General features: G+C 71.2%; 23 protein-coding genes and 4 pseudogenes. 19 read left to right on the forward strand and 8 right to left on the reverse strand.

Features of this window, described 5'->3' with window-relative positions:
- Window positions 1-44 precede the first annotated feature (44 nt).
- The 12 genes from VT50_RS27965 to VT50_RS40035 all read left to right on the forward strand — a co-directional run bounded on the left by VT50_RS27965 (window position 45) and on the right by VT50_RS40035 (window position 8,367).
- Window positions 45-371 (forward strand): DsrE family protein, encoded by a 327-nt coding sequence (locus VT50_RS27965; protein ID WP_046086968.1) that lies wholly within the window; start codon window positions 45-47, stop codon window positions 369-371.
- Between the two features lies 1 nt (window position 372).
- Complete coding sequence (locus tag VT50_RS27970) at window positions 373-780, forward strand: hypothetical protein (RefSeq protein ID WP_046086967.1); 408 nt, start codon at window positions 373-375, stop codon at window positions 778-780.
- Between the two features lie 3 nt (window positions 781-783).
- Window positions 784-1,179, forward strand: a complete 396-nt coding sequence (locus VT50_RS27975; protein ID WP_046086966.1) for a hypothetical protein — start codon at window positions 784-786, stop codon at window positions 1,177-1,179.
- Between the two features lie 92 nt (window positions 1,180-1,271).
- The gene (locus VT50_RS27980) at window positions 1,272-2,387 is read left to right on the forward strand and encodes a beta-ketoacyl synthase N-terminal-like domain-containing protein (protein WP_046086965.1); all 1,116 of its coding nucleotides are present in this window, start codon (window positions 1,272-1,274) and stop codon (window positions 2,385-2,387) included.
- A gap of 70 nt (window positions 2,388-2,457) precedes the next feature.
- On the forward strand, window positions 2,458-2,721 hold the full coding sequence (locus VT50_RS27985) for an acyl carrier protein (protein WP_046086964.1): 264 nt from the start codon (window positions 2,458-2,460) through the stop codon (window positions 2,719-2,721).
- The gene (locus VT50_RS27990) at window positions 2,718-3,104 is read left to right on the forward strand and encodes a 3-hydroxyacyl-ACP dehydratase FabZ family protein (RefSeq protein WP_046086963.1); all 387 of its coding nucleotides are present in this window, start codon (window positions 2,718-2,720) and stop codon (window positions 3,102-3,104) included. The genes VT50_RS27985 and VT50_RS27990 overlap by 4 nt, the downstream gene beginning before the upstream one ends.
- Window positions 3,101-3,610: a 3-hydroxyacyl-ACP dehydratase FabZ family protein gene (locus VT50_RS27995; RefSeq protein WP_075200383.1), complete on the forward strand. Its 510-nt coding sequence runs from the start codon at window positions 3,101-3,103 to the stop codon at window positions 3,608-3,610. Before VT50_RS27990 ends, VT50_RS27995 begins: the two co-directional genes overlap by 4 nt.
- A gap of 15 nt (window positions 3,611-3,625) precedes the next feature.
- On the forward strand, window positions 3,626-4,369 hold the full coding sequence (gene fabG, locus VT50_RS28000) for a 3-oxoacyl-ACP reductase FabG (RefSeq protein WP_046086962.1): 744 nt from the start codon (window positions 3,626-3,628) through the stop codon (window positions 4,367-4,369).
- Window positions 4,370-4,382: 13 nt separating this feature from the next.
- Window positions 4,383-5,099 carry a 2-hydroxychromene-2-carboxylate isomerase gene (locus tag VT50_RS28005; protein ID WP_046086961.1) on the forward strand — a complete coding sequence of 239 codons (717 nt, stop codon included), beginning with the start codon at window positions 4,383-4,385 and terminating at the stop codon, window positions 5,097-5,099.
- Window positions 5,100-5,130: 31 nt separating this feature from the next.
- The gene (locus VT50_RS28010) at window positions 5,131-6,720 is read left to right on the forward strand and encodes an AMP-binding protein (protein ID WP_046086960.1); all 1,590 of its coding nucleotides are present in this window, start codon (window positions 5,131-5,133) and stop codon (window positions 6,718-6,720) included.
- Window positions 6,721-6,955: 235 nt separating this feature from the next.
- Window positions 6,956-7,654, forward strand: a complete 699-nt coding sequence (locus tag VT50_RS38675; protein WP_143645284.1) for a helix-turn-helix transcriptional regulator — start codon at window positions 6,956-6,958, stop codon at window positions 7,652-7,654.
- Window positions 7,651-8,367 carry a helix-turn-helix transcriptional regulator gene (locus tag VT50_RS40035; RefSeq protein ID WP_053048605.1) on the forward strand — a complete coding sequence of 239 codons (717 nt, stop codon included), beginning with the start codon at window positions 7,651-7,653 and terminating at the stop codon, window positions 8,365-8,367. Before VT50_RS38675 ends, VT50_RS40035 begins: the two co-directional genes overlap by 4 nt.
- Window positions 8,368-8,435: 68 nt before the next feature.
- Here VT50_RS40035 and VT50_RS28025 read toward each other — a convergent pair whose 3' ends face one another.
- From VT50_RS28025 to VT50_RS28035, 3 genes are all read right to left on the reverse strand, one after another.
- Window positions 8,436-9,380, reverse strand: a complete 945-nt coding sequence (locus tag VT50_RS28025; protein WP_078840750.1) for an NAD-dependent protein deacetylase — start codon at window positions 9,378-9,380, stop codon at window positions 8,436-8,438.
- A 102-nt stretch (window positions 9,381-9,482) separates the two neighbouring features.
- Window positions 9,483-10,229 (reverse strand): dienelactone hydrolase family protein, encoded by a 747-nt coding sequence (locus VT50_RS28030; protein ID WP_046086959.1) that lies wholly within the window; start codon window positions 10,227-10,229, stop codon window positions 9,483-9,485.
- A gap of 236 nt (window positions 10,230-10,465) precedes the next feature.
- On the reverse strand, window positions 10,466-10,936 hold the full coding sequence (locus tag VT50_RS28035; RefSeq protein ID WP_046086958.1) for a MarR family winged helix-turn-helix transcriptional regulator: 471 nt from the start codon (window positions 10,934-10,936) through the stop codon (window positions 10,466-10,468).
- An 89-nt stretch (window positions 10,937-11,025) separates the two neighbouring features.
- On the opposite strand from VT50_RS28035, the gene VT50_RS28040 reads away from it, so the two are divergent.
- Complete coding sequence (locus VT50_RS28040; RefSeq protein ID WP_240529337.1) at window positions 11,026-12,357, forward strand: amidohydrolase family protein; 1,332 nt, start codon at window positions 11,026-11,028, stop codon at window positions 12,355-12,357.
- Between the two features lie 20 nt (window positions 12,358-12,377).
- On the opposite strand, the gene VT50_RS28045 is transcribed toward VT50_RS28040, so the two are convergent.
- Together VT50_RS28045 and VT50_RS28055 are read right to left on the reverse strand one after the other, a co-directional pair.
- Window positions 12,378-13,133, reverse strand: a complete 756-nt coding sequence (locus VT50_RS28045; protein ID WP_240529341.1) for a hypothetical protein — start codon at window positions 13,131-13,133, stop codon at window positions 12,378-12,380.
- A 179-nt stretch (window positions 13,134-13,312) separates the two neighbouring features.
- Window positions 13,313-13,969: pseudogene (locus VT50_RS28055) on the reverse strand (sugar nucleotidyltransferase).
- A 127-nt stretch (window positions 13,970-14,096) separates the two neighbouring features.
- Between VT50_RS28055 and VT50_RS28060 the strand changes: the two are divergent.
- Window positions 14,097-14,851 (forward strand): annotated as a pseudogene (locus VT50_RS28060) (dTDP-glucose 4,6-dehydratase); the annotation flags it as partial.
- A gap of 30 nt (window positions 14,852-14,881) precedes the next feature.
- Here VT50_RS28060 and VT50_RS40640 read toward each other — a convergent pair.
- Window positions 14,882-15,064: pseudogene (locus tag VT50_RS40640) on the reverse strand (hypothetical protein); the annotation flags it as partial.
- Between the two features lie 72 nt (window positions 15,065-15,136).
- Here VT50_RS40640 and VT50_RS28065 point away from each other — a divergent pair.
- The 3 genes from VT50_RS28065 (at window position 15,137) to VT50_RS28075 (ending at window position 17,387) form a co-directional block, all read left to right on the forward strand.
- Entirely contained in the window at window positions 15,137-15,538 is a 402-nt protein-coding gene (locus VT50_RS28065) for a class I SAM-dependent methyltransferase (protein WP_420822234.1), read from the forward strand.
- Window positions 15,539-15,612: 74 nt separating this feature from the next.
- Window positions 15,613-16,380 (forward strand): HEAT repeat domain-containing protein, encoded by a 768-nt coding sequence (locus tag VT50_RS28070; protein ID WP_046086956.1) that lies wholly within the window; start codon window positions 15,613-15,615, stop codon window positions 16,378-16,380.
- Window positions 16,374-17,387 carry a MerR family transcriptional regulator gene (locus tag VT50_RS28075; RefSeq protein ID WP_046086955.1) on the forward strand — a complete coding sequence of 338 codons (1,014 nt, stop codon included), beginning with the start codon at window positions 16,374-16,376 and terminating at the stop codon, window positions 17,385-17,387. Before VT50_RS28070 ends, VT50_RS28075 begins: the two co-directional genes overlap by 7 nt.
- 67 nt (window positions 17,388-17,454) lie before the next feature.
- On the opposite strand, the gene VT50_RS39135 is transcribed toward VT50_RS28075, so the two are convergent.
- Window positions 17,455-17,754: a hypothetical protein gene (locus VT50_RS39135; RefSeq protein ID WP_046086954.1), complete on the reverse strand. Its 300-nt coding sequence runs from the start codon at window positions 17,752-17,754 to the stop codon at window positions 17,455-17,457.
- A gap of 50 nt (window positions 17,755-17,804) precedes the next feature.
- Here VT50_RS39135 and VT50_RS41070 point away from each other — a divergent pair.
- Window positions 17,805-17,990 (forward strand): annotated as a pseudogene (locus VT50_RS41070) (ROK family protein); the annotation flags it as partial.
- A 16-nt stretch (window positions 17,991-18,006) separates the two neighbouring features.
- A complete protein-coding gene (locus VT50_RS40650) occupies window positions 18,007-18,174 on the forward strand; it encodes a hypothetical protein (protein ID WP_240529342.1) in 168 nt (55 codons plus the stop codon).
- A gap of 21 nt (window positions 18,175-18,195) precedes the next feature.
- On the opposite strand, the gene VT50_RS28085 is transcribed toward VT50_RS40650, so the two are convergent.
- Window positions 18,196-19,047 carry a formylglycine-generating enzyme family protein gene (locus VT50_RS28085; protein WP_046086953.1) on the reverse strand — a complete coding sequence of 284 codons (852 nt, stop codon included), beginning with the start codon at window positions 19,045-19,047 and terminating at the stop codon, window positions 18,196-18,198.
- Between the last annotated feature and the right edge of the window lie 5 nt (window positions 19,048-19,052).

Here is a 19,052-nt window from a genome sequence, read left to right on the forward strand (position 1 = left end):
CCGGGGCACGGACGGACGCTGACGGACCCGGAGACATCTCTGCCATGAACGAATACCTGCTGATCGAGAGCGGCGGCCCGCCGGCCGGTCCGGCCAGCCACCGGTTCGCCGACGACGCCGCCCAACTGGCGCGGGAGGGCGAAGACGTGGCGCTGTTCCTGGTCGAGAACGGCGTGACCGGGGCGGTGCGGGGAGCCATGCCCGAACTCGACGCCCTGCTGTGGCTGGGCGGTCGGCTGTGGGTGGACGCGTTCTCCCTGCGCCAGCGGGCCGTTGACGCCGAGGACCTGGTGCCAGGGGCCCGGCTGGTGGAGATGCGGGACGTGGCGCGGAAGCTGCTGAGCCCCGCGGTGCGGGTGGTGTGGCACTGACATGGTCTTCGCCGTCCGACACACCGATGTGCTGCTGAAGCTGCTGGGCGCGCCGCACCAGAACGACCTGGTGACCAGCGCGCTCCGGCTGGCGCAGGCCCTGCTGGACGAGGGCGCCGCCGTACAGGTCTGGGCCTGCGGCGACGCCACCGCGCTCACCTGCGCCGCCTTCGGCGACAGCAAACCCGTCAACGTCGCCGACCGCACGGTGGACCACCCCTCCACCGTGACGCTGATACGGGAGCTGCTCATCGCCTACCCCGAGCGCCTGGACTGGTACGTCTGCCGCTTCTGCTGTGCCGAGCGCGGCAGGTCCGACCAGATCGCCGAGGTGCTCAAGCGTCCGCCGAGCCAGTTCTGGCAGCACATACGGGCCACCGACAAGGTCGTGGCGATGGGGGTCTGCTGAACCGTGGCCACGACCGACAACACCCTGCTGATCATCGAGCGCGCCCATCGGGGCGCGGTCGAGACCCAATTCGCCGACACCCTGTTCTTCGTCCGCGAACTGCACCGGCAGAGCGGAGGCATCCATGTGGTGCTGCGCGGGCTCGCGGCCTCGTACGCGGTGGACACCCCGTACGAGGCGGCCCTGCGCATCGCCGGACGGACCCTCGACACCCTGCCCGACCCGCGCCGACTGCTCCGCCAACTCCTCGACGACGGCGCCACCGTGTTCGTGGAGGAGGCCGATCTGTCCGCGCTGGGCGCCCGCGCGCGGGAGCGGCTGCTCCCCGGGGTGCGCCGGGTGGCCGGGGCCGATCTGGTGAGCCGCTGGTCCGACTACGCGCGGGTGTGGTTCTTCTGACCCCCGACCGCTCCCATCCCCATCATCCCCCGTCCTCATCCGCCCCCGCTCCAGCCCCGTCCGCGTCCGCGCCCGAAGGAAGACATCCGTCCATGGTCTCCACCGACCCGGTCATCTCCGCCTGGTCCGCGCTCTCCCCGCTCGGGCTGGGCAGCGCCGAGTTCTCCCGGGGGCTGGACTCCCGCCGCCGGGCCGCGGTCCGGCTGGACCGCGAGGAGTGGGAGGTGCCGTTCGAGGAGGCGTGCCTGGTCCCCGGCTTTGACATCCGGGGGCTGCTGGGCCGTAAGGGCACCCGCTCGATGGATCGGATCACCGGCCTGGCCGTGGTCGCGCTCGGCCGACTGCTCGCCACCGGGGACACCGGACGGCTGCCGGGGATCGACGAGAACACCGGCCTGGTGCTCGGCACCAGCACCGGAAGCGCCCAGAGCATGATGAACTTCACCCGGGACTCGCTGGTCGGGGACCGCCCCTATCTGGTCGACCCCGCGCGCTTCCCCAACACCGTGATGAACTGCGCCGCCGGACAGTCGGCCATCTGGCACCGCCTCAAGGGCCCCAACACCACGATCGCCGGGGGCAGGGCCACCGGACTGCTGGCCCTGCGGTACGCGCTGCGGCTGCACCGCGCTGGCCGGGCGCGCACCCTGCTGTGCGGCGCGGTCGAGGAGTTCTCCACGGCCCGCGCCTGGCTCGCCTGGCACGCGCGGGAGGCCACCGGTGACGACGGGCGGCGCGACGCGGTCCTCGGCGAGGGCGCCGCGGTGTGGCTGCTCGAGGACGCCGAGGACGCCCGGGCCCACGGCAGGAGCGGTATCGCCGAGGTCCTGGGGCTGGAGTTCGGCTTCGCCGAGGACCTGGCGGCGGTCCGGCCGGTGCTGGTGGAGTGTCTGCGGCGGCTGCTGGACCGGTCGGACCTCGATGCGGACGGCGTCGACGCCCTCGCCGACACCCAGTTGGCCGGGCCCGAGGGCGACGCGGAGCGCGCCGCCGTGACCGACGTGCTGGGCACCCCCCTTCCGCCCCGGGTGGCCTGCGCCGATTCCATCGGCGACACCTTCGCGGCCTCCGCCGCGTTCCAGATCGCCGCGGTGCTCGCCCGCACCGGCTCCGGGGAGGCCGGCGCCGGGTCCCGGACCGTCCTGATCACTTCCGCCGAGGCGAACGGCATGGTCGGAGCCGCCCTGCTGAGGCTCGCAGGTTCATGACCCCGTGCGCCATGCCCGATGGCGACCCGTAACCCATGGCGATCCGCAACCTATGGAGAGACGAGGCACGATGCCCGACACCCAACCGACCCCCCTCGACCTGGAGGACCTGCGGCGCACCATCGCCGAAGTGTTCTGCGTGGACCCGGGCGAGGTGACCGACGACACCCGCTTCGTGGAGGATCTGGGCGGCGATTCGCTGCTGGCGCTCGAGGTGATCGTCGCCCTGGAGAAGAAGTACTCCGTACGGTTCGCGGAGTCGGATGTGCGCGGGCTGACCACCCTGCCGCGGACCTACGACGTGCTCGCCGACAAGCTCGGAGCCGAGGGATGAGCCCGGCGTGCACTCCGGTGGCGGGACGGATCGAGCACGGCACGGCCCCGGACGGGACCGCGCGCGTATCGATGACCGTCGGGCCCGGGGAGCCGGTGTTCCCCGGCCACTACCCCGGATTCCCCATCTTCCCCGGCGTCTGCGTCATCGAGTTCCTGCACCGCGGAGCGCTGGCCGCAGCCCCCGAGCCGGACCACACCTGGGTGCTGTCCGGCATCGAGAGCGCGCGGTTCACGAACCCCGTATTCCCCGGCGACACGCTCACCGCCGATCTGACCTGGCGCCGCGACGGCGCGGACGGGCGCTGCTCCGCCTCGGTCACCGGCCCGCGCGGCGGCGTCGCCCGGATCGCCCTCCGCTTCGAGGACGAGGGGGCGCGGTGACCGCGATATTCGCCGGGGCCGCCGAACTCAAACGACGGCTCCCGCACCGCCATCCGATGCTGCTGCTCGACCGCGTCGTCGAGGTGGAGCCGGGCGCGCGGCTCATCGCCAGGAAGGCCGTCACCTGCAACGAGCCCTGGTACGACCGCCTCGCCGACGACGCGGCCGAGCGGGACCACGACTATCCGGCGGTGCTGCTGGTCGAGTCCTGCTGCCAGGCCGCCGGGCTCCTCGCCACCTGGGACGACCCGGTCCCCGATGCACGGGGCGACCGCGTGATGCTGTTCGGCGGCATCTCCGGGGTCCGGTTCACCGGGCGGGTGCGCCCGGGCGATGTGGTGGAACACCAGGTGCGGCTGACCCGGAGCTTCGCGGACACCGTGATCTTCGAGGGGCGGAGCGCGGTCGGGGACGAGACGGTCATGGAGATCGAACAGCTGGTCATCGCGTTCCGGCCGGGATCCGGGCTGGCCACGGCCGCCCCGGCCACGGCGGACCGGGCCTGAGAGGAGGCGCACGACATGACCGCTACCGACAACCGGGTGGCCGTGGTCACCGGCGGTACGCGCGGCATCGGACGGGCCACGGTGCTGCGCCTGGCCCGCGAGGGGTACGACGTGGCGTTCTGTCATGCCGCACCCGATCCGGAGCCCGGCGCACTGCTGGTGAAGGAGGTCGAGGAGCTGGACCGGCGGGCGCTGGCGCTGCGGACCGATGTCTCGGACGCGGACGCGGTACGCCGCTTCATGGCCACCGTCCAGGGGGAACTCGGCCCCATCGACGTCACGGTCACCTCCGCGGGGATCGTCCGTGACAACCCGCTGCTGCTCATGAAGGACGAGGAGTGGCACCAGGTCCTGGACACCAACCTCGACGGCACCTACCACGTGTGCCGCGCGGCCGTCTTCGAGATGATGAAGCGCCGGCGGGGCTGCATCGTGAACATCTCCTCGGTCGCCGGGGTGTACGGACACCCCACCCAGACCAACTACTCGGCCTCCAAGGCCGGGATCATCGGGTTCACCAAGGCGCTGGCCAAGGAGGTCGGCAGGTACGGCATCCGCGCCAACGTGGTGGCACCCGGATTCATCGAGACCGACATGACCGCCGCGCTGGCCGACGGCGCCCGCGCGGACGCCGCGAAGAAGATCCCGCTGCAGCGCTTCGGACGCCCCGAAGAGGTCGCGGACATGGTCGCGTACCTGGCCTCGGCCGAATACGTGACCGGAAGCGTGCTGCAGATCGACGGCGGCATCGTCATCTGAGGAAAGGCCGGCCATGCCCCGGAGGGACCGTACGCCCCGCTTCTACTTCTCCCTGCGCAGCCCGTACTCCTGGCTCGCCTATCGCCAACTGCGCGATGACCACCCGGAGGTGGCGAACGCCATCACCTGGCGGCCCTTCTGGGAGCCGGACGCCCGCAGCCAGCTGATGCTGGAAAGGGCGGGCGGCGGCTTCCCGTACGCCGCCATGTCCCGCGCCAAGCACCTCTACATCCTCCAGGACGTACGCCGGCTGTGCGCCGAGCGCGGGCTCAAGCCCGCGTGGCCGGTCGACCGGGACCCGGTGTGGGAGGTCCCGCACCTGGCCCATCTCGCCGCGGTGGACGAGGGGAAGGGCCCGGAGTTCGTCGAGCGCGTCTACCGGGCCCGCTGGGAGGAGGGCAGGGACATCTGCGCGCCCGCCACCATCGCGGAGGTGGCCGCCGAACTCGGGCTGCCCGAGGACCGCCTGGCGGGCGCCGCGGACGATGACGAACTGCGCGAACGCGGTGTCGAGGCGCTGTTGCGGGTCGACGCGGACGGCGTGTTCGGCGTGCCGTTCTTCATCCATGGCTTCCACAAGTTCTGGGGTGTGGACCGGCTCGCCCCGTTCATCGCGTCGGTGAAGGGCGCCGCACCGGGGCGGCCGGACACCGCACCGTCGGAAACGGCACCCTCCGGCGCGGCGCCCGGACCGGGCGGAGACCAGGGGCACGCGGGCGGCTGCGGCTGACCGCTGCCCGACGATCGGCGAAGAGGAACCGATGAAGGATCAGAACCTTGGCCCGGCGGCGGCGGTCCACTACTGGGCCCGGACCACCCGGGACGCCACCGCCATCGTGTACGAGGGCGCCCGGATCAGCTACGGGACGCTGTCCGCCCGGGTGCGCTCGCTGGCGGTGGCCCTGTCCGACGGCGGGGTGCGCCCGGGCGACCGGATCGCCTTCCTGGGGCGGAACGGCCCGGTGCTGCTGGAGGCGGCGCTGGCCGCGGCCCACCTCGGAGCGGTCTTCGTACCGCTCAACATCCGGCTGGCCGGAGCCGAGGTGGCGTACCTCCTCGGCGACTGCCGCCCCCACACCCTCATCGCCGAGGACCCCGCCCTGATCGACGGCATCGCGGACACCGTGCCCGTCCAGCGGTTCCTGCTCGCCGACAGTGGCCCCGCCGCCTCCGGGGTCCACCCCCGCTGGGAAACCCTGGCCACGGGGGAGACGGGCGAGACGGCGGCGGAAACGGCGGGGACACCGGAGACGGCGGACGCCGCGCCGCCGGTCGCGGTCCGGCCCACCGACCCGGCGGTCATCATGTACACCTCGGGCACCACCGGGCGGCCCAAGGGCGCGGTGCTCACCCACGGCAACCTGTGGTGGAACCACATCAACACCGCCGCCGTGATCCGCACCCGGCTGGGCGACACCACCCTGGTGCTGGCGCCCATGTTCCACATCGCCGGGCTCAGCGGCTTCACCCTGGGCTCCCTCTGCTACGGCGGCACCCTGGTGATCCGGCGCACCTTCTCGCCCGAACAGTGCCTGGCGGACCTGGTCGAGCACCGGGTGGCCAATCTCATCGCGGTGCCGACGATGTTCGCGGCCATCGCCGCCACCCCCGGTTTCCCACACGCCGATCTCTCCGCGCTGCGCGCCGCGATCGTCGGCGGGGCCCCGGTGCCCCCCGCCCTGGTGCGCGACTACCTCGCCCACGGCATCACCCTGCACCAGGCGTGGGGGATGACCGAGACCGCGCCACTGGCCAGCCATCTGCCCACGGAACTGGTGGCCGCCCACCCCGACGCGGCCGGATTCCCGCTGCCCCACACCGAGATCCGGCTGGTCGATCCGGCCACCGGCGGTGTGGTCACCGAACCGGAGGTGGCCGCGGAGATCTGCGTCCGGGGCCCCAACGTCTTCGCGGGCTACTGGAACAACCCGGAGGCCACCGGGCGGGTGCTGGACGACGCCGGATGGTTCCGGTCCGGGGACATCGGCCGCGTCGACAAGAACGGACTGCTGTTCATCGTGGACCGGCTCAAGGACGTCATCATCAGCGGCGGCGAGAACATCTACCCGGCCGAACTGGAGCGGCAGTTGGCCGAGTACCCCGGGGTGCGCGAGGCGGCCGTGGTCGGCGTCGAGCATCCGCGGTGGGGCGAGAGCCCGGTGGCGGTGCTGTGCCAGGACGGGGACGCCCGGGCCACCCTGGAGGAGATCCGGGCGTTCACCGGGCAACGGCTGGCCCGGTACAAGCTTCCCACGGCCGTTCACCATGTCGACGCACTGCCCCGCAATGGCAGTGGAAAGGTGGACAAAGCCGCCTTGCGTACACAGGTGCTCGGCGGACGGCGGCCATGACACGCCCCTGAAGTGCCGCCGGAACCCCACCACGCCGGAACACCCGCAAAGGCTCCCGGCCACGAAGCCGAAACGGCCGGTGTGGCGTGTATGTAAGCAAGGTGAAAGCGCGTGAAAAGTGCGGAGCCGTAGACTCCATGTGCGTGCCCGGAGTAGTCAGTCCGGGGGTAAGAAATATTTGCACGGGGGTTCCACATTGATAGGAAATAAAGGCGGAGTCCCGCTCTTGGCGGACATGGTGACGACCGATGCGCTGGAACCGGGGACCCGACGGGGCGCTGCGATCCAGCGGCTGGACGCCGAACTTCTGGTGGCCGCCGCCACCGCCTTGGCTGACCAGGCCACAAGTAGTGTGAACATCACGATTCCCAGCGATCGACGAGGTTTGTCGGAATTTGGTCCGGCGCTCCACGCCATGGCGAAGACGGTGCGCCCGGACGTTGAATTCCGGGTCCTCTTCGCCTCTCGCGCTTTTGACGTCGAGGTCCTGCGCCGGTTGACCACCGAGCGGGCGAACATCGCTGTCCGAATTGCGGAGAGTCCGCTGCAGGGTGTGGCGATGGCCGACTTCCGCGGTGCGCTGCTGTGGTCGCCGATCGCCCTCAAGGACGGGAGCGTGGCGCTTTTCGACAAATCCGCGGAGATCGGCGCGCTGGGCTCTCTCTTCCTCGGTGCGTGGGGAAGTGCGATACCGCTGACCGAATTCCAGAAGCGGCGGGAGCTGGTGCGGCACGAGGACCAGCGGCAGGTCCTGGGGCATCTGCGGGACGGCCACACGGACCGGGTCGCGGCACAGAAGATGGGCATCTCCTACCGCACCTATCGCCGGCGGGTGGCGGAGATCCTGGAGGGGCTGGGCGCGGAGTCCCGCTTCCAGGCCGGGGTACGGGCCAGTGAGCTCGGGCTGCTGTCACCGCTGGAGGACACCCCATGACGCCTCTTCCGCTGCGCAGGGCCGTCCCGGTTCCGATCGGGTCCGCTCTGCGGTCGTCCGCCGCACCGGTGGGCCGGTGTCCCGGACCGGCGGAGGACGCCCGGGCGGTCGTGCGCGAGGCCGGACAGCACGTGTCCATCATCCTCGCGTTACCCCGGGGGACCCAGCGCGAGGTGCTGCGGTCGCTGCTCCCGGCGCTCCTGGCCCAGGCGAAACCGGACGTCCGGGTGCGGATCCTGTGCACCCGCCACACCTATGACCGGCGTCTGCTGCACACCATCGGCGGCGACGGCGCCGGTCCTGAGGTGAGACTGGCCCGCCTCGATCCCATCGAGGCGGTCATGGCGGACGGCCGTACGGCCCTGACCAATCTGCGGGCGGAAGCCGGACCGCAGATCTTCACCACCCAGGAGGCGCTGCCCGTCCAGGCGTTGCACACGCTGTTCAACTCCATCTGGAAGAGATCGGCCCCGCTCTCGGCGCGGCCCGACTTCGGCGACCGCCGCCGCACCCGGCTGGTCGCCGAGATCCTGGGGATGCTGCGGGTCGGAGCCACCGACGAGGTCGCCGCCCGGGCGCTGTCCATCTCCGTGCGGACCTACCGCAGACATGTCGCGGACATCATGGAACGCCTCGAAGCGCGATCGCGCTTCGAGGCCGGACTGCTCGCCGCCAAGCTGGACATGCTCCCGCCCCCGGCGGAGAGGCGCTGAGGGACCGCACCCGGCCGGTGCCACCGGCCGGGTGTGCCATGCAGCGGGTCGGCGTAGCCCTCTAATGTCTACGTGGTTCCGGTCTGGGACGGTACGGCGGAAGTGATCGCGCGGTCATCGGGAGCGCTGATCCCCTTGGAGATGCCCAGGTGGTCGGCCACCGTGGTGAGGGCCGTGCCCAGGGGGAGTGCGACCCGGGTGACGGCGTGCTGGTCGCCCCGGGTCGGGTCCCGGTTGACGATCAGCACCGGTTTTCCGGCCCGGGCCGCCTGGCGGACGAAGCGGAGCCCGGACATCACCGTCAGTGAGGAGCCCAGGACCAGCAGCGAGGCCGCCTCACGGACCAGCTCGCGGCAGTGCTCGACCCGCCGCGGAGGAACGGCTTCGCCGAAGAACACCACGTCCGGTTTGAGGACGCCGCCGCAGACCGTACAGGGCGCCACGCGGAAGTCCCCGACCTGTTCGTCGGTGAGGTCGGCGTCGCCGTCCGGGTTGATTCCGGCGGCCACCGGCTCGAAGCCCGCATTGGCCTCCTCCAGCCGCCGGGCGAGCTCGCGGCGCGGGCTGAAGGCGCCGCAGGAGAGGCAGACGACCCGGTCCAGGCTTCCGTGGAGTTCCACGACGCCCTCGCTGCCGGCCGCCTGGTGGAGGCCGTCGACGTTCTGCGTGATCACGCCCGAGAGCAGGCCGTGCCGCGCGAACGCGGCCACGGCCCGGTGGCCGTCGTTGGGACGGGCGCGGCCGAAGGTGCGCCAGCCGAGGTGGCTGCGCGCCCAGTAGCGGCGCCTGGCCCGGGCGTCGGCCGTGAAGTCCTGGTAGGTCATCGGGGTGTGCCGGTTCAGGCTCCCGTCCACGCCCCGGTAGTCGGGGATGCCCGACTCCGTGGAGATGCCCGCCCCGCTGAGCACCAGCACACCGCCGCTGCTCAGCAGGTCGGCGACCGGTTCCAGATCGGTGCTGCCCGGCGGCGGCTCCTCGGTGGGGGTCCAGCTCAAAGTGGGGCGCATGCGCATGCCGCCAGGGTACGGGCGTGTGCCGCGGTACGGATCCTGTGCGGCGGGGCGCGGGCCCGGCTGAGGGCGGCGCCGATGGCCGAGCGCCGCCCCGACCGGCGGCTAGCCCGTATGCCGGGCACCCAGATGCCGGGTGAAGAACCCGGCCGCGGCGTCACCCGCGGACCGCGGGACGCCGGTGTGCCCGCCCATATTGGCGTTCAGCGTCTTCTCCTCGGAGCCGAAGGCGTCGAACAGGTCCAGGGCCGACTGCCGGTCGTTCCCTTCGTCGTCCCACTGCAGCAGGACGTGCAGCGGAATGGTGACCCGCCGGGCCTCCTCGAACAGGGCGCGCGGCACAAAACTCCCGGCGAACAGAACGGCGGCCGAGATGCGCGGCTCGACCACCGCCAGCCGGATGCCGATGGCGATCACTCCGCCCGAGTAACCGACCGGGCCGCCGATCCCGGGCAGTGCGAGGAGGGCGTCCAGGGCGGCCCGCCACTCCGGGACCGACGTGTCGACCAGCGGGAGGATGAGCCGGTCCACGGTGTCCTCGCCGACCGGCTGGCCCGCCTCCACCGCCCGGCGCACCTCGGCGCGGGCCTGCTCTGCGGCGGCCGAACGGGGCCGGTCACCGCTGCCGGGGAGTTCGATGGTGGCCGTGGCGAAGCCGTCCGCCGCGCAGTGCCGGGCCCGGGCCGCCAGCCGGGGGTACATCCTGTGCAGTCCGCCGGGGTGGCCGAGCAGGATCAGCGGTGCCGGGGCGGACGCGGATCCCGGTGTCCACAGGATGCCGGGGATCTCGCCGAGGGTGAATTCGCGTTCCAGGACGCCGTCGTCGAGGCGCTGTTCGGAAGTGAATCGCATGGTCGTGCCTTTCGGGAGCGCTGGTGAACGGCGCTCCCGGACGACCTATCGCCCGACCGTGACCCCGGAGGGGAGCACCCATGTCGATACTGCGTTCACGGGTACCACCTCCCAGCTCTCTCGCACGGCCTCCGGAAAAGTAGCAGTGGCCGCCGTGGCCCGCCAACGTGTTTTCCCGGAGGCTCCCTCGCGGGGTCCGCTCACGTCTCCGTGTCCGCCTATGGCTCCGTGTCCGGTCACGTCTCCGTGGGGCGCGGTTCGACGTGGTCGATCAGCTGCTCGCTCCAGGCCCCGATGGCCGCGGTCTGCTCGGGGGTGAGCAAGTCGAGGAAGTAACGACGGATGTTGCCCGCGTGGACGAGCATGGCGCTCCGCACGGCGCCGCGGCCCTTGGCGGTCAGCCCGATTCCGGCGCGGCGGCCACCGGCCCCGTGGGGGGTGCGCTCCACGAAGCCCCGGTTCTCCATGCGGGTCAGCTGGTGCGAGACGCGGCTCTTCTCCCAGTTGAGCGACTCGGCGAGCTCGCCGACGCGCATGTCGTCCCCGGGCGCCCGCCACAGGGTCACCAGCACGCTGTACTCGGCCTTCGAGATGCCGCAGTCGCGCTGCAGACCGCGGTCCATCTCCCGTACGAGCAGGCGATGAGCGTGCATATAGGTGTCCCAGAACTCCCACTCTTCGGGTTCCAGCGAACGGCTGCCGACCATGGTGAAATCATACCTGGCCAGCGAGTTGACGCGTCAACTTCACTGGTCCTAGTGTTGACGCGTCAACTCGCTCGGAAGGACACCATGGCATGGGCATGTACGGAAGCGCTCACCCGATCAGGACACTGGTGCGTGGCGGCACGGTGGTCAGCATGGACCCGGCCGTCGGCGATCTCCCACAGGGCGATGTGCTCATCGAGGACGGCCGGATAGCCGCGGTCGCCGCCACCGTCGACGTGGCCGACGCCGAGGTCGTGGACGCCAGGGGCAAGATGGTGATGCCCGGCTTCGTGGACACCCACCGGCACACCTGGCAGACCGCGTTCCGCGGCATCGGCGCGGACTGGACGTTCGACCAGTACCGCGTCGCCATGCACGGCACACTCCGCCCGCACTACCAGCCGGAAGACGTCTACCTTGGCAATCTGCTCGGCCGGATCGAGGCGCTCGCCTCGGGCGTCACCACCATGCTCGACTGGTTCCACTGCGCCGACCGCCCGGAGAACGCCGATGCCGCGATCCAGGCGCTACGTGAGGCACCGGGCCACTCGGTGTTCTGCTACGGCGCGGGCGTCGCCGGTGCCACCGACGAGCCGGACATCACCCCCGAGATCACCCGCGTACGGTCGCAACTCCCTGACGACGGCATGGTGTTGGGCCTGCGCGGGCCGCAGCTGAGCACCATGGACACCACCGCCGCCGATGTCGCGCTGGCGCGGGAACTCGGGCTGCGGGTGAGCGTGCATGTGCACGGCACCACCGGCTGGCCCACCGGCCGCCGCCCGATCGCCGATATGCGCGACCGCGGGTTGCTCGATGACCGTACGACCTTTGTGCACGGCAACGGCATCTCCGACGACCAGGTGGCGATGATGGCCGACGCGGGCTGCTCGGTGACGATCAGCCCGGATGTCGAGCTGAAGATGGGCTTCGGCTGGCCGGAGACCGGCCGCATGCTGGCCGCGGGAATCCGGCCGTCGCTGTCGATCGACGACTGCCCGTCCGCCGGTGGCGACATGTTCGCCACCATGCGCACGGCGTTCGCCGTGCAGCGCGGTCTGGACGGCGGTCTCACGGCGCGGGACTTCGTCGAGTTCGCCACGGTGGACGGCGCCCGAACCTGCGGGCTCGACGCCCGGACCGGCAGCATCACCGTCGGCAAGGACGCCGACCTGATCCTGCTCGACGCCGAGGATCCCTCGGTCTTCCCGGTCGGCAACCCCGTCGGCACGATCGTCGCCGCGGGCCATCCCGGCCTGGTGGACAGCGTGTTCGTCGCGGGCAGGGCGGTCAAGCGGGACGGTCGGCTGCTCGGCGTAAACCTGCCCGCGTTGCGCGCCCGGCTGCTGGAGTCCCGTGAACGGATCGCGGCGGCCGCCGGTGTCGCGGTCGACGGATCGTGGACGCCCCCGACACCATGAACGCGCCGGGACCTGCGAGTTCAGTCTCCCGAGTATCCGAAGATCCCCACATGGCCGGGTTCGCCATCGGTGTAGAGGAGGACGTACAGGCCGGTCCACCTCAGCTGGCACTCGTCGGTCAGCACCTGGTCGACGTCCGGCTGGACCGACCAGTCCCGGTCGCGGGCGAGCAGTTCCTCGAACTGGGCGGGCGTCGGCCGGTCGGTGCCGAAGTGGTGCAGTACCCGCTCGTGCCGGAGTGGCCGCAGCGTCCCAGAGTCGTCGGGGTTGTACGGCTCGGGTGCCCCGGCCGTGGGGACCACCCTGTCGATGTCGAGGATCGTGTGGGTGCCCTCGTCCCAGAACTCCTCGGTCTCCTTGGCCGTGTTGAACTCGTCCAACGACGACGGCCGCGGCAATGACTCCTCGACCGTGAAGCCGTATTCGGCCATGGTCTCCCAGGGCCAGTTGTACGCGCCGCTCGCCAGGACCTCCTTCTGCACCGCGGTCAGCGTCGCCCCGACACTGCCCTGGTACCGCGTCAGGTAATGCCAGCCGCTCGCGCCCATCGCCAGCCTCCCCGTGGTGGGTGTGTGAACGCCCGCCACCGTAGCGGCGCGGTCCGACAACGGGACGGCCGGTTCGCTGCTCCGGCCGCCGGGGTGCCGCGCCGGACCGGGGCGCACCGGACGAAGATCCGCGTGGGCACTATTGTCCTGCGGCACGGGCTCCTCCGGCACCGCGCAGCTCTTTGTCGCGTGTACGCAGTACGCGGCGGCCACGGTCACCGCGGCCATCCGCTCCGGGCTCTTCGGGGAGCGCTCCGCACACCGGCGCGTCCTCGTCGTCAGCGACCCGTCCACGCTTCCCGAGGTCGGCATCCCACACGGCGGCGGTGCGGAGGACCGCCCGAGGGGTCCGGGCCCTGCAACGAGCGGTGTCGCGCCGCGCATGAGGGCGGCCCCAACTGCGGTGCTCACAACGGCGCCTCGTCATCCAGCAGGCTCAGCAGACAGCGGCCGTACCCGCTCTTGAGCAGCGGATAGCTCAGATCGCGCAACTGCTCGTCATCAATGTAGCCGCAGCGCCAGGCCACCTGCTCGACACAGCCGATCTTCGGACCCCGGCCGCTCCTCGATGACGCGCACATACTCCGACGCCTGCGCCATCGCGATGAAGGTACCGGTGTCGAGCCAGGCCGTACCCCGGTCAAGGACCGTGACCGCGATCTCACCCCGGCGCAGATAGGCATCGTTGACCGCGGTGATCTCCAACTCACCGCGCTCGCTCGGGCGCAGCGGAAGATGTTGTCGCCGAGGACCAGCGCCACCGGCTCCTCGCCGATGAACTCGGCGCCGAGGAGGAACGCCTGCGCGATGCCCTCGGGCTGGTCCAGCGTCCGGTAACTCAGCCGCAGGCCCAAGTGTGAGCCGTCGCCCAGCAGCCGGCGGAAGTCCGGCTGGTGCTCGGGTGTGGTGATGATCAGGATGTCGCGGATTCCGGCCAGCATCAGCGTCGACAGCGGGTAATACACCATGGGTTTGTCGAAGACCGGCATGAGCTGTTTTGAAACCGCACGGGTAACCGGCCACAACCGCGATCCGGTGCCGCCCGCAAGCAATATTCCACGCATTGACCGTAACGGGCCCGCCCACGGTATGCCGGGGGCGGCCCTTTCCCCTTCGGTTCCGTACGGTACATGAAGCACCGTTCAGACCAGGACGCGCATTTCTCCCCGCGGTGTGACGTATTGCCGCCCGATGTCCCTCCCGGCGTCACTTCGGGTACGACATGTATCTTTTCCGCATGCGAAGCCTCCCGAGGGGGCGCACGACATTCGCATCACCGTCCTGGACAAGCTGACGTATGCCGGAGTGCGGGAAAACCTCGATCCGGTCGCCGATCACCCCCGGTACTCGTTCGTTCAGGGGGATGTATGCGACGACGTCGTTCTGGACCGGGTGCTGCCGGGACACGACGCCATTGTGCATTTCGCCGCCGAAACGCATGTCGACCGGTCCATCGTGGGCTCCGCCCCATTCGCGACCACCAACGTGCTCGGCACCCAACTGCTCCTCGACGCGGCCCGGCGGCACGGCGTCGGCCGCTTCCTGCATGTGTCGACCGATGAGGTCTACGGCTCGATCCCGGTCGGCTCCTGGTCCGAGGCCACCCCACTGGCTCCGAACTCTCCGTACGCCGCCGCCAAGGCGGGCTCCGATCTGCTCGCCCTCGCCGCCCACCGCACCCACGGAATGGACGTGGTGGTGACGCGGTGCTCCAACAACTACGGCCCGTACCAGTTCCCCGAGAAGGTGCCCCTGTACGGCGACGGGCGCATGTACGCGACTGGCTGCACGTATCGGACCACTGCCGCGGGATCGCACTGGCGCTGCGCCACGGCAAGGCCGGGGAGGTCTACCACCTCGGCGGCGGCACCGAGCTGACCAATGAGCGGCTGACCGGACTGCTGCTGGCCGCGACCGTCAGCGGCTGGGACCGCGTGGAGCGGGTGGAAATCCCTTGGTCCCCGGGAACTAGTCCCGGGAACGCTGGCGACGCCCGGTGGCAGGAACCGCTTGCCGTTCACCCGCTCCGACACACCGGCCCGGTCGAGGTACGGCGTGATCCCGCCAAGCCAGAACGGCCAGCCGGCGCCCAGGATCAGGCACAGGTCGACGTCCTGTGGTTCGGCCACCACACCCTCGTCCAGCATCCGCCGGACCTCATCGGCGAGCGCCGCCGACGTCCGGTCCAGCGGTTCGGCCGGAGTGGACGGTGAGGAGCCCAGGGCAGTTTCATCGACCTCGCCCCGGAGTTCGCCGATCAGTACGACGTGATCAGCATGTACCACTACCTGGAACACACCGTGGACCCCAGGGCGGAGATGGCCGCCGCCGCGGCGGCGCTGCCGGTGGGCGGGCACCTGGCCATCGAACTGCCCGATCCGGAGTGCACCTGGGCCCGGCCCCTCGGCAAGTGGTGGATCTCCTGGCTGCGGCCCCGGCACCTGCACATGATCCCCATCGCGAACCTGCGCGCCGAGCTGAGTGCACTGGGCCTGACCGTCGTCTCGGAGCAGCGGGCCGAGCCGCACAACGGACAGGATGTCATCAGCGCCGCGATCCTCGCGATGAACGCTGCGCTGATCGGCGGCGAGGACCTGGCGTGGCGCCGCCACGAGCGACATCGGGCGTCCTGACCAGCGGATCTTTTGATCCGCTGGTCACGGGTTTGACCTTGACACATTGATAAGGTGTCCCCTGGGTGTAGGAGGTGGTCCCGATCAACACCACACACGGAACCCCGCAGCACACCCGGGTGGCCAACGCCCTGAGCGCCGAGGACTCGTCGGTCCGGCTCCAGGCGGCCCTGGCGGTCGGCTCGAACCCCGACCCCGGCTTCCTGGAGACCCTGGTCGAGCGGTGCGCGGTCGAGCCGGACTTCTTCGTGCGGGACATGCTGTCCTGGGCGCTGACCCGCCTCTCGCCGGAGATCACCCTGCCCCGGGTCCGCCAGGAGCTCGACTCCGAGCGCGCCCAGGCCCGCAGCCAGGCGCTGCACACGCTCTCCAAGATCGGCGACAAGAGCGCATGGGCCTGGATCGCGCGCGACATGCTGCGCGACGCCGACGACGAGGTCGCGCGGACCGCGTGGCGTGTCGCGGTCGTCCTGGTGCCCGAGGAGGAGAACGAGAAGCGGGGCCTGGCCGACGAACTCGTTCTGCAGCTCGGCCGCGGCGACCGCAATGCGCGGCTGAGCCTGAGCCGGGCCCTCGTCGACCTCGGCGAGGTGACCAAGCCCGCCCTGGAGAAGGCCACGGCGAACCCCGACCCGACGGTGGCCGCGCACGCCCACGCCACCGAGCTGCTTCGGCAGAACCCGGAGACGGGTTTCGACGCGGCCATCGAGGAGGCGAAACGACTCGTCACCCTCGGCCCGGAGCGAGCCGCCGCCGCTGCCGCCGCGGCCGCGTCGGGAGCCGCCGAGACGTCGGAGGCTCCCGAGACGTCGGAGAAGCCGGGGGAGAGCGCGGATTGCTGATCGGCGATGTGGCCCGTCACTCGGGGGTGAGCGCCCGGATGCTCCGGCATTACGACGCCCTCGGGCTGGTGCGGCCGACCGGCCGCACCGTCGGCGGCTACCGCGAGTACTCCGCGGAGGACGTCCGCAGGATCTTCCATGTGGAGAGCCTGCGGTCCCTCGGGCTCTCGCTCAAGCAGGTCGGGCGTGCGCTTGAGGACCCGGCCTTCACCCCGTCGGCCCTGGTCAGCGACCTCATCCGATGGACGGAAGACCGCTTGGAGCGGGAAGCGGAACTGCTTGAGCGGCTGCGCGCGATCGATGCGTCGGCGCCCACCGACTGGCAGGACGTCCTGCGCATCGTCGAACTCATGCAGGGGCTCAGCTCGGCCAGCGCCGCGCGCAGGCAGCAGACCGTCCTGGCCCGGCCCAAGGGCGCATCGGTCCCCGCCGAACTGCTGGCCGGGGCGCTCTTGGCCGAATCCGACCCCAACGTGGCGGGCGCCCTGCGCTGGGCGCTCGCCCGATCGGGCGGTGAGGGAGTGGCGTCGCTGGCCGCCGGTGTGCAGTCGGAGGACGTCGACATCCGGCGGCGCGCCGTGCTGGCGATGGCCGAGATGGCCGAGGCCCCGGGCGCGACCGCGGCGCTCGCGGACGCGCTCGGGGATCCGGACACCACGGTGCGCGGGCACGCCGCTCTGGCGCTGGGCAGGCGCGGTGTGACCGCGGCCGTGCCGACACTCGTCGGCATGGTGGTCGAGGGCTTCAACGATGTCGACGCGGCGGAGGTGCTGGGAGCGCTGTCCCAGGACCCCGGGTGCGCGGACCGGATCATGACCGCGCTGGTCGGTGAACTCGCCGCGCCCGCCTCGGACTCCGCGACCCGGATACGGCTGACCCAGGCGCTGATCGAGCTGTCGGGGACCATCGCCCACGACGTGCTGCGCCAACTGGCCCACGACGAGGACCGCGCCGTCGCCCTCATCGCCTCGGCCTTCGCCTTCAGGCCGACCGAGCCGCCGCGGTAGGGCGTCTGTGAGGTGTCCTTCCAGGTCAGCCGCTGTTGTCCGGCAAGGTCTACCGACACGGTGCTGCCTACGGCGCGGACGGTGAGGTGGTAGGCCGTGCCCGGTTTGAGGGCGAGTCGCTGATCCGCTTCTTGTCGCCGGAACGCTGGGCGGTGATCGTGGTGCCCTGGTGTCCTTCCTCGGGTTTGTCGACGACGTAGCGCCAGCTCAGGTCGGTGTGCGGTCGTCCTGCCGCTTCCCGGACGTGTAGGGCACGAGGTCGACGCCTCTTGTCGGTGACGAGCGTGTAGTCCTTGGCGCTGCCGCCGAACCCGCCGCGGTAGCCCACGGCGAAACACGCTTCGACGGTGACGGCGTTGCCGTTCACGTCGAGGCCGGGCGGTGGCGCCGCCGGTGACGGTGGCCGGCCACCGGCGGGTGGGTCGACAGCGTCGGCGGAAAGGTCCGGCGCCGCCCATCCTGGGCTGGCGGGACGCCCCGCTGGCGCAGCGCCTGCACGGCGCGGTGGGCCTGCCGGTCGTCGTGGAGTCACATACCCGGGCCCTGGCGCTGGCCGAGTACTGGTTCGGGGCGGCCGTCGGCGTGGGCAACGTGCTGCACCTCTTCGTCGTGACGCGGCGTGCGCGCACCGCGGGGCTGGGTGCTGCTGGACGCGACCTACCGCATGCCCACCGACTTCATCCCCGCTCTCGCTGCCGCCTCCCGCGTCAAGGAGGCCATCTGGTGCCCGACGCGCCCGGCTGATTCCCCGCGCGTCTCCTGGCCCCGCCGCTGGACACCTGCGTGACCGTTCGACGGGGGGTGGGGGTCACCCGGCGCCGGATCGCGGGGGCCAAGCGACGCGGAAGCCGATGTTGCCGGAGGAGCTGTCGACCGTGTTGGAGGTGCGTGCGGCGACCCGGTAGCGGTTGCAGTAGGAGTCATGACACAGATATGAGCCGCCGCGCATGGTGCGCCGGTCCTCGTCGTCGGGCCGCCAGGGGTCGGCGGACCATTCCCATGCGTTGCCCGCGGCGTTGTAGAGCCCGAATCCGTTGGGGTCATAGGCGTGGACGGGAGCGGTCCCCGCGTACCCGTCCTCTTGTGTGTTGCGGGCTGGGAACGTGCCTTGCCAGATGTTGCACCGGTGCTGGCCGTCCGGGGTCAGATCGTTACCCCAGGGGTAGCGTGCCTGGTCCAGGCCGCCCCGGGCGGCGTACTCCCACTCCTTCTCGGTCGGGAGCCGTCCGCCGGCCCATTGGCAGAAGGCGAGTGCGTCGCGCCAGGTGATGTGGACGACCGGATGGTCGCCGCGGCCGTCCACGTGACTGCCGGGTCCTTCGGGGTGGTACCAGCTCGCGCCGCGTACGCCGCACCACCACGGTGTCTGCGGCGGGCGCGGTGAGATCTTCCGCAGCGGGCCGGGCAGGAACGTGGCGAAGGCATAGCTCCAGCCGTACTGCTCGGCTTCGGTGCGGAAGCCGGTCGCCCCGACGAACGCGGCGAACCGGTCGTTGGTGACCGCGTACGCGTCGATGGCGAACGGCTCCACCCGGACCGCGCGTACGGGCCCCTCCCCGTCGTCCGGGTTGGCGTCGGCGTCTTCGCCGCCCATGCGGAAGGTGGCACCGGGCAGCTCGACGCGTTCCGCGAACGCGTACACCGACGTCCTTCTTCGCATCGAGG

The sequence above is a fragment of the Streptomyces antioxidans genome, from assembly GCF_000968685.2.
GTDB classification, from domain to species: Bacteria; Actinomycetota; Actinomycetes; order Streptomycetales; family Streptomycetaceae; genus Streptomyces; species Streptomyces antioxidans.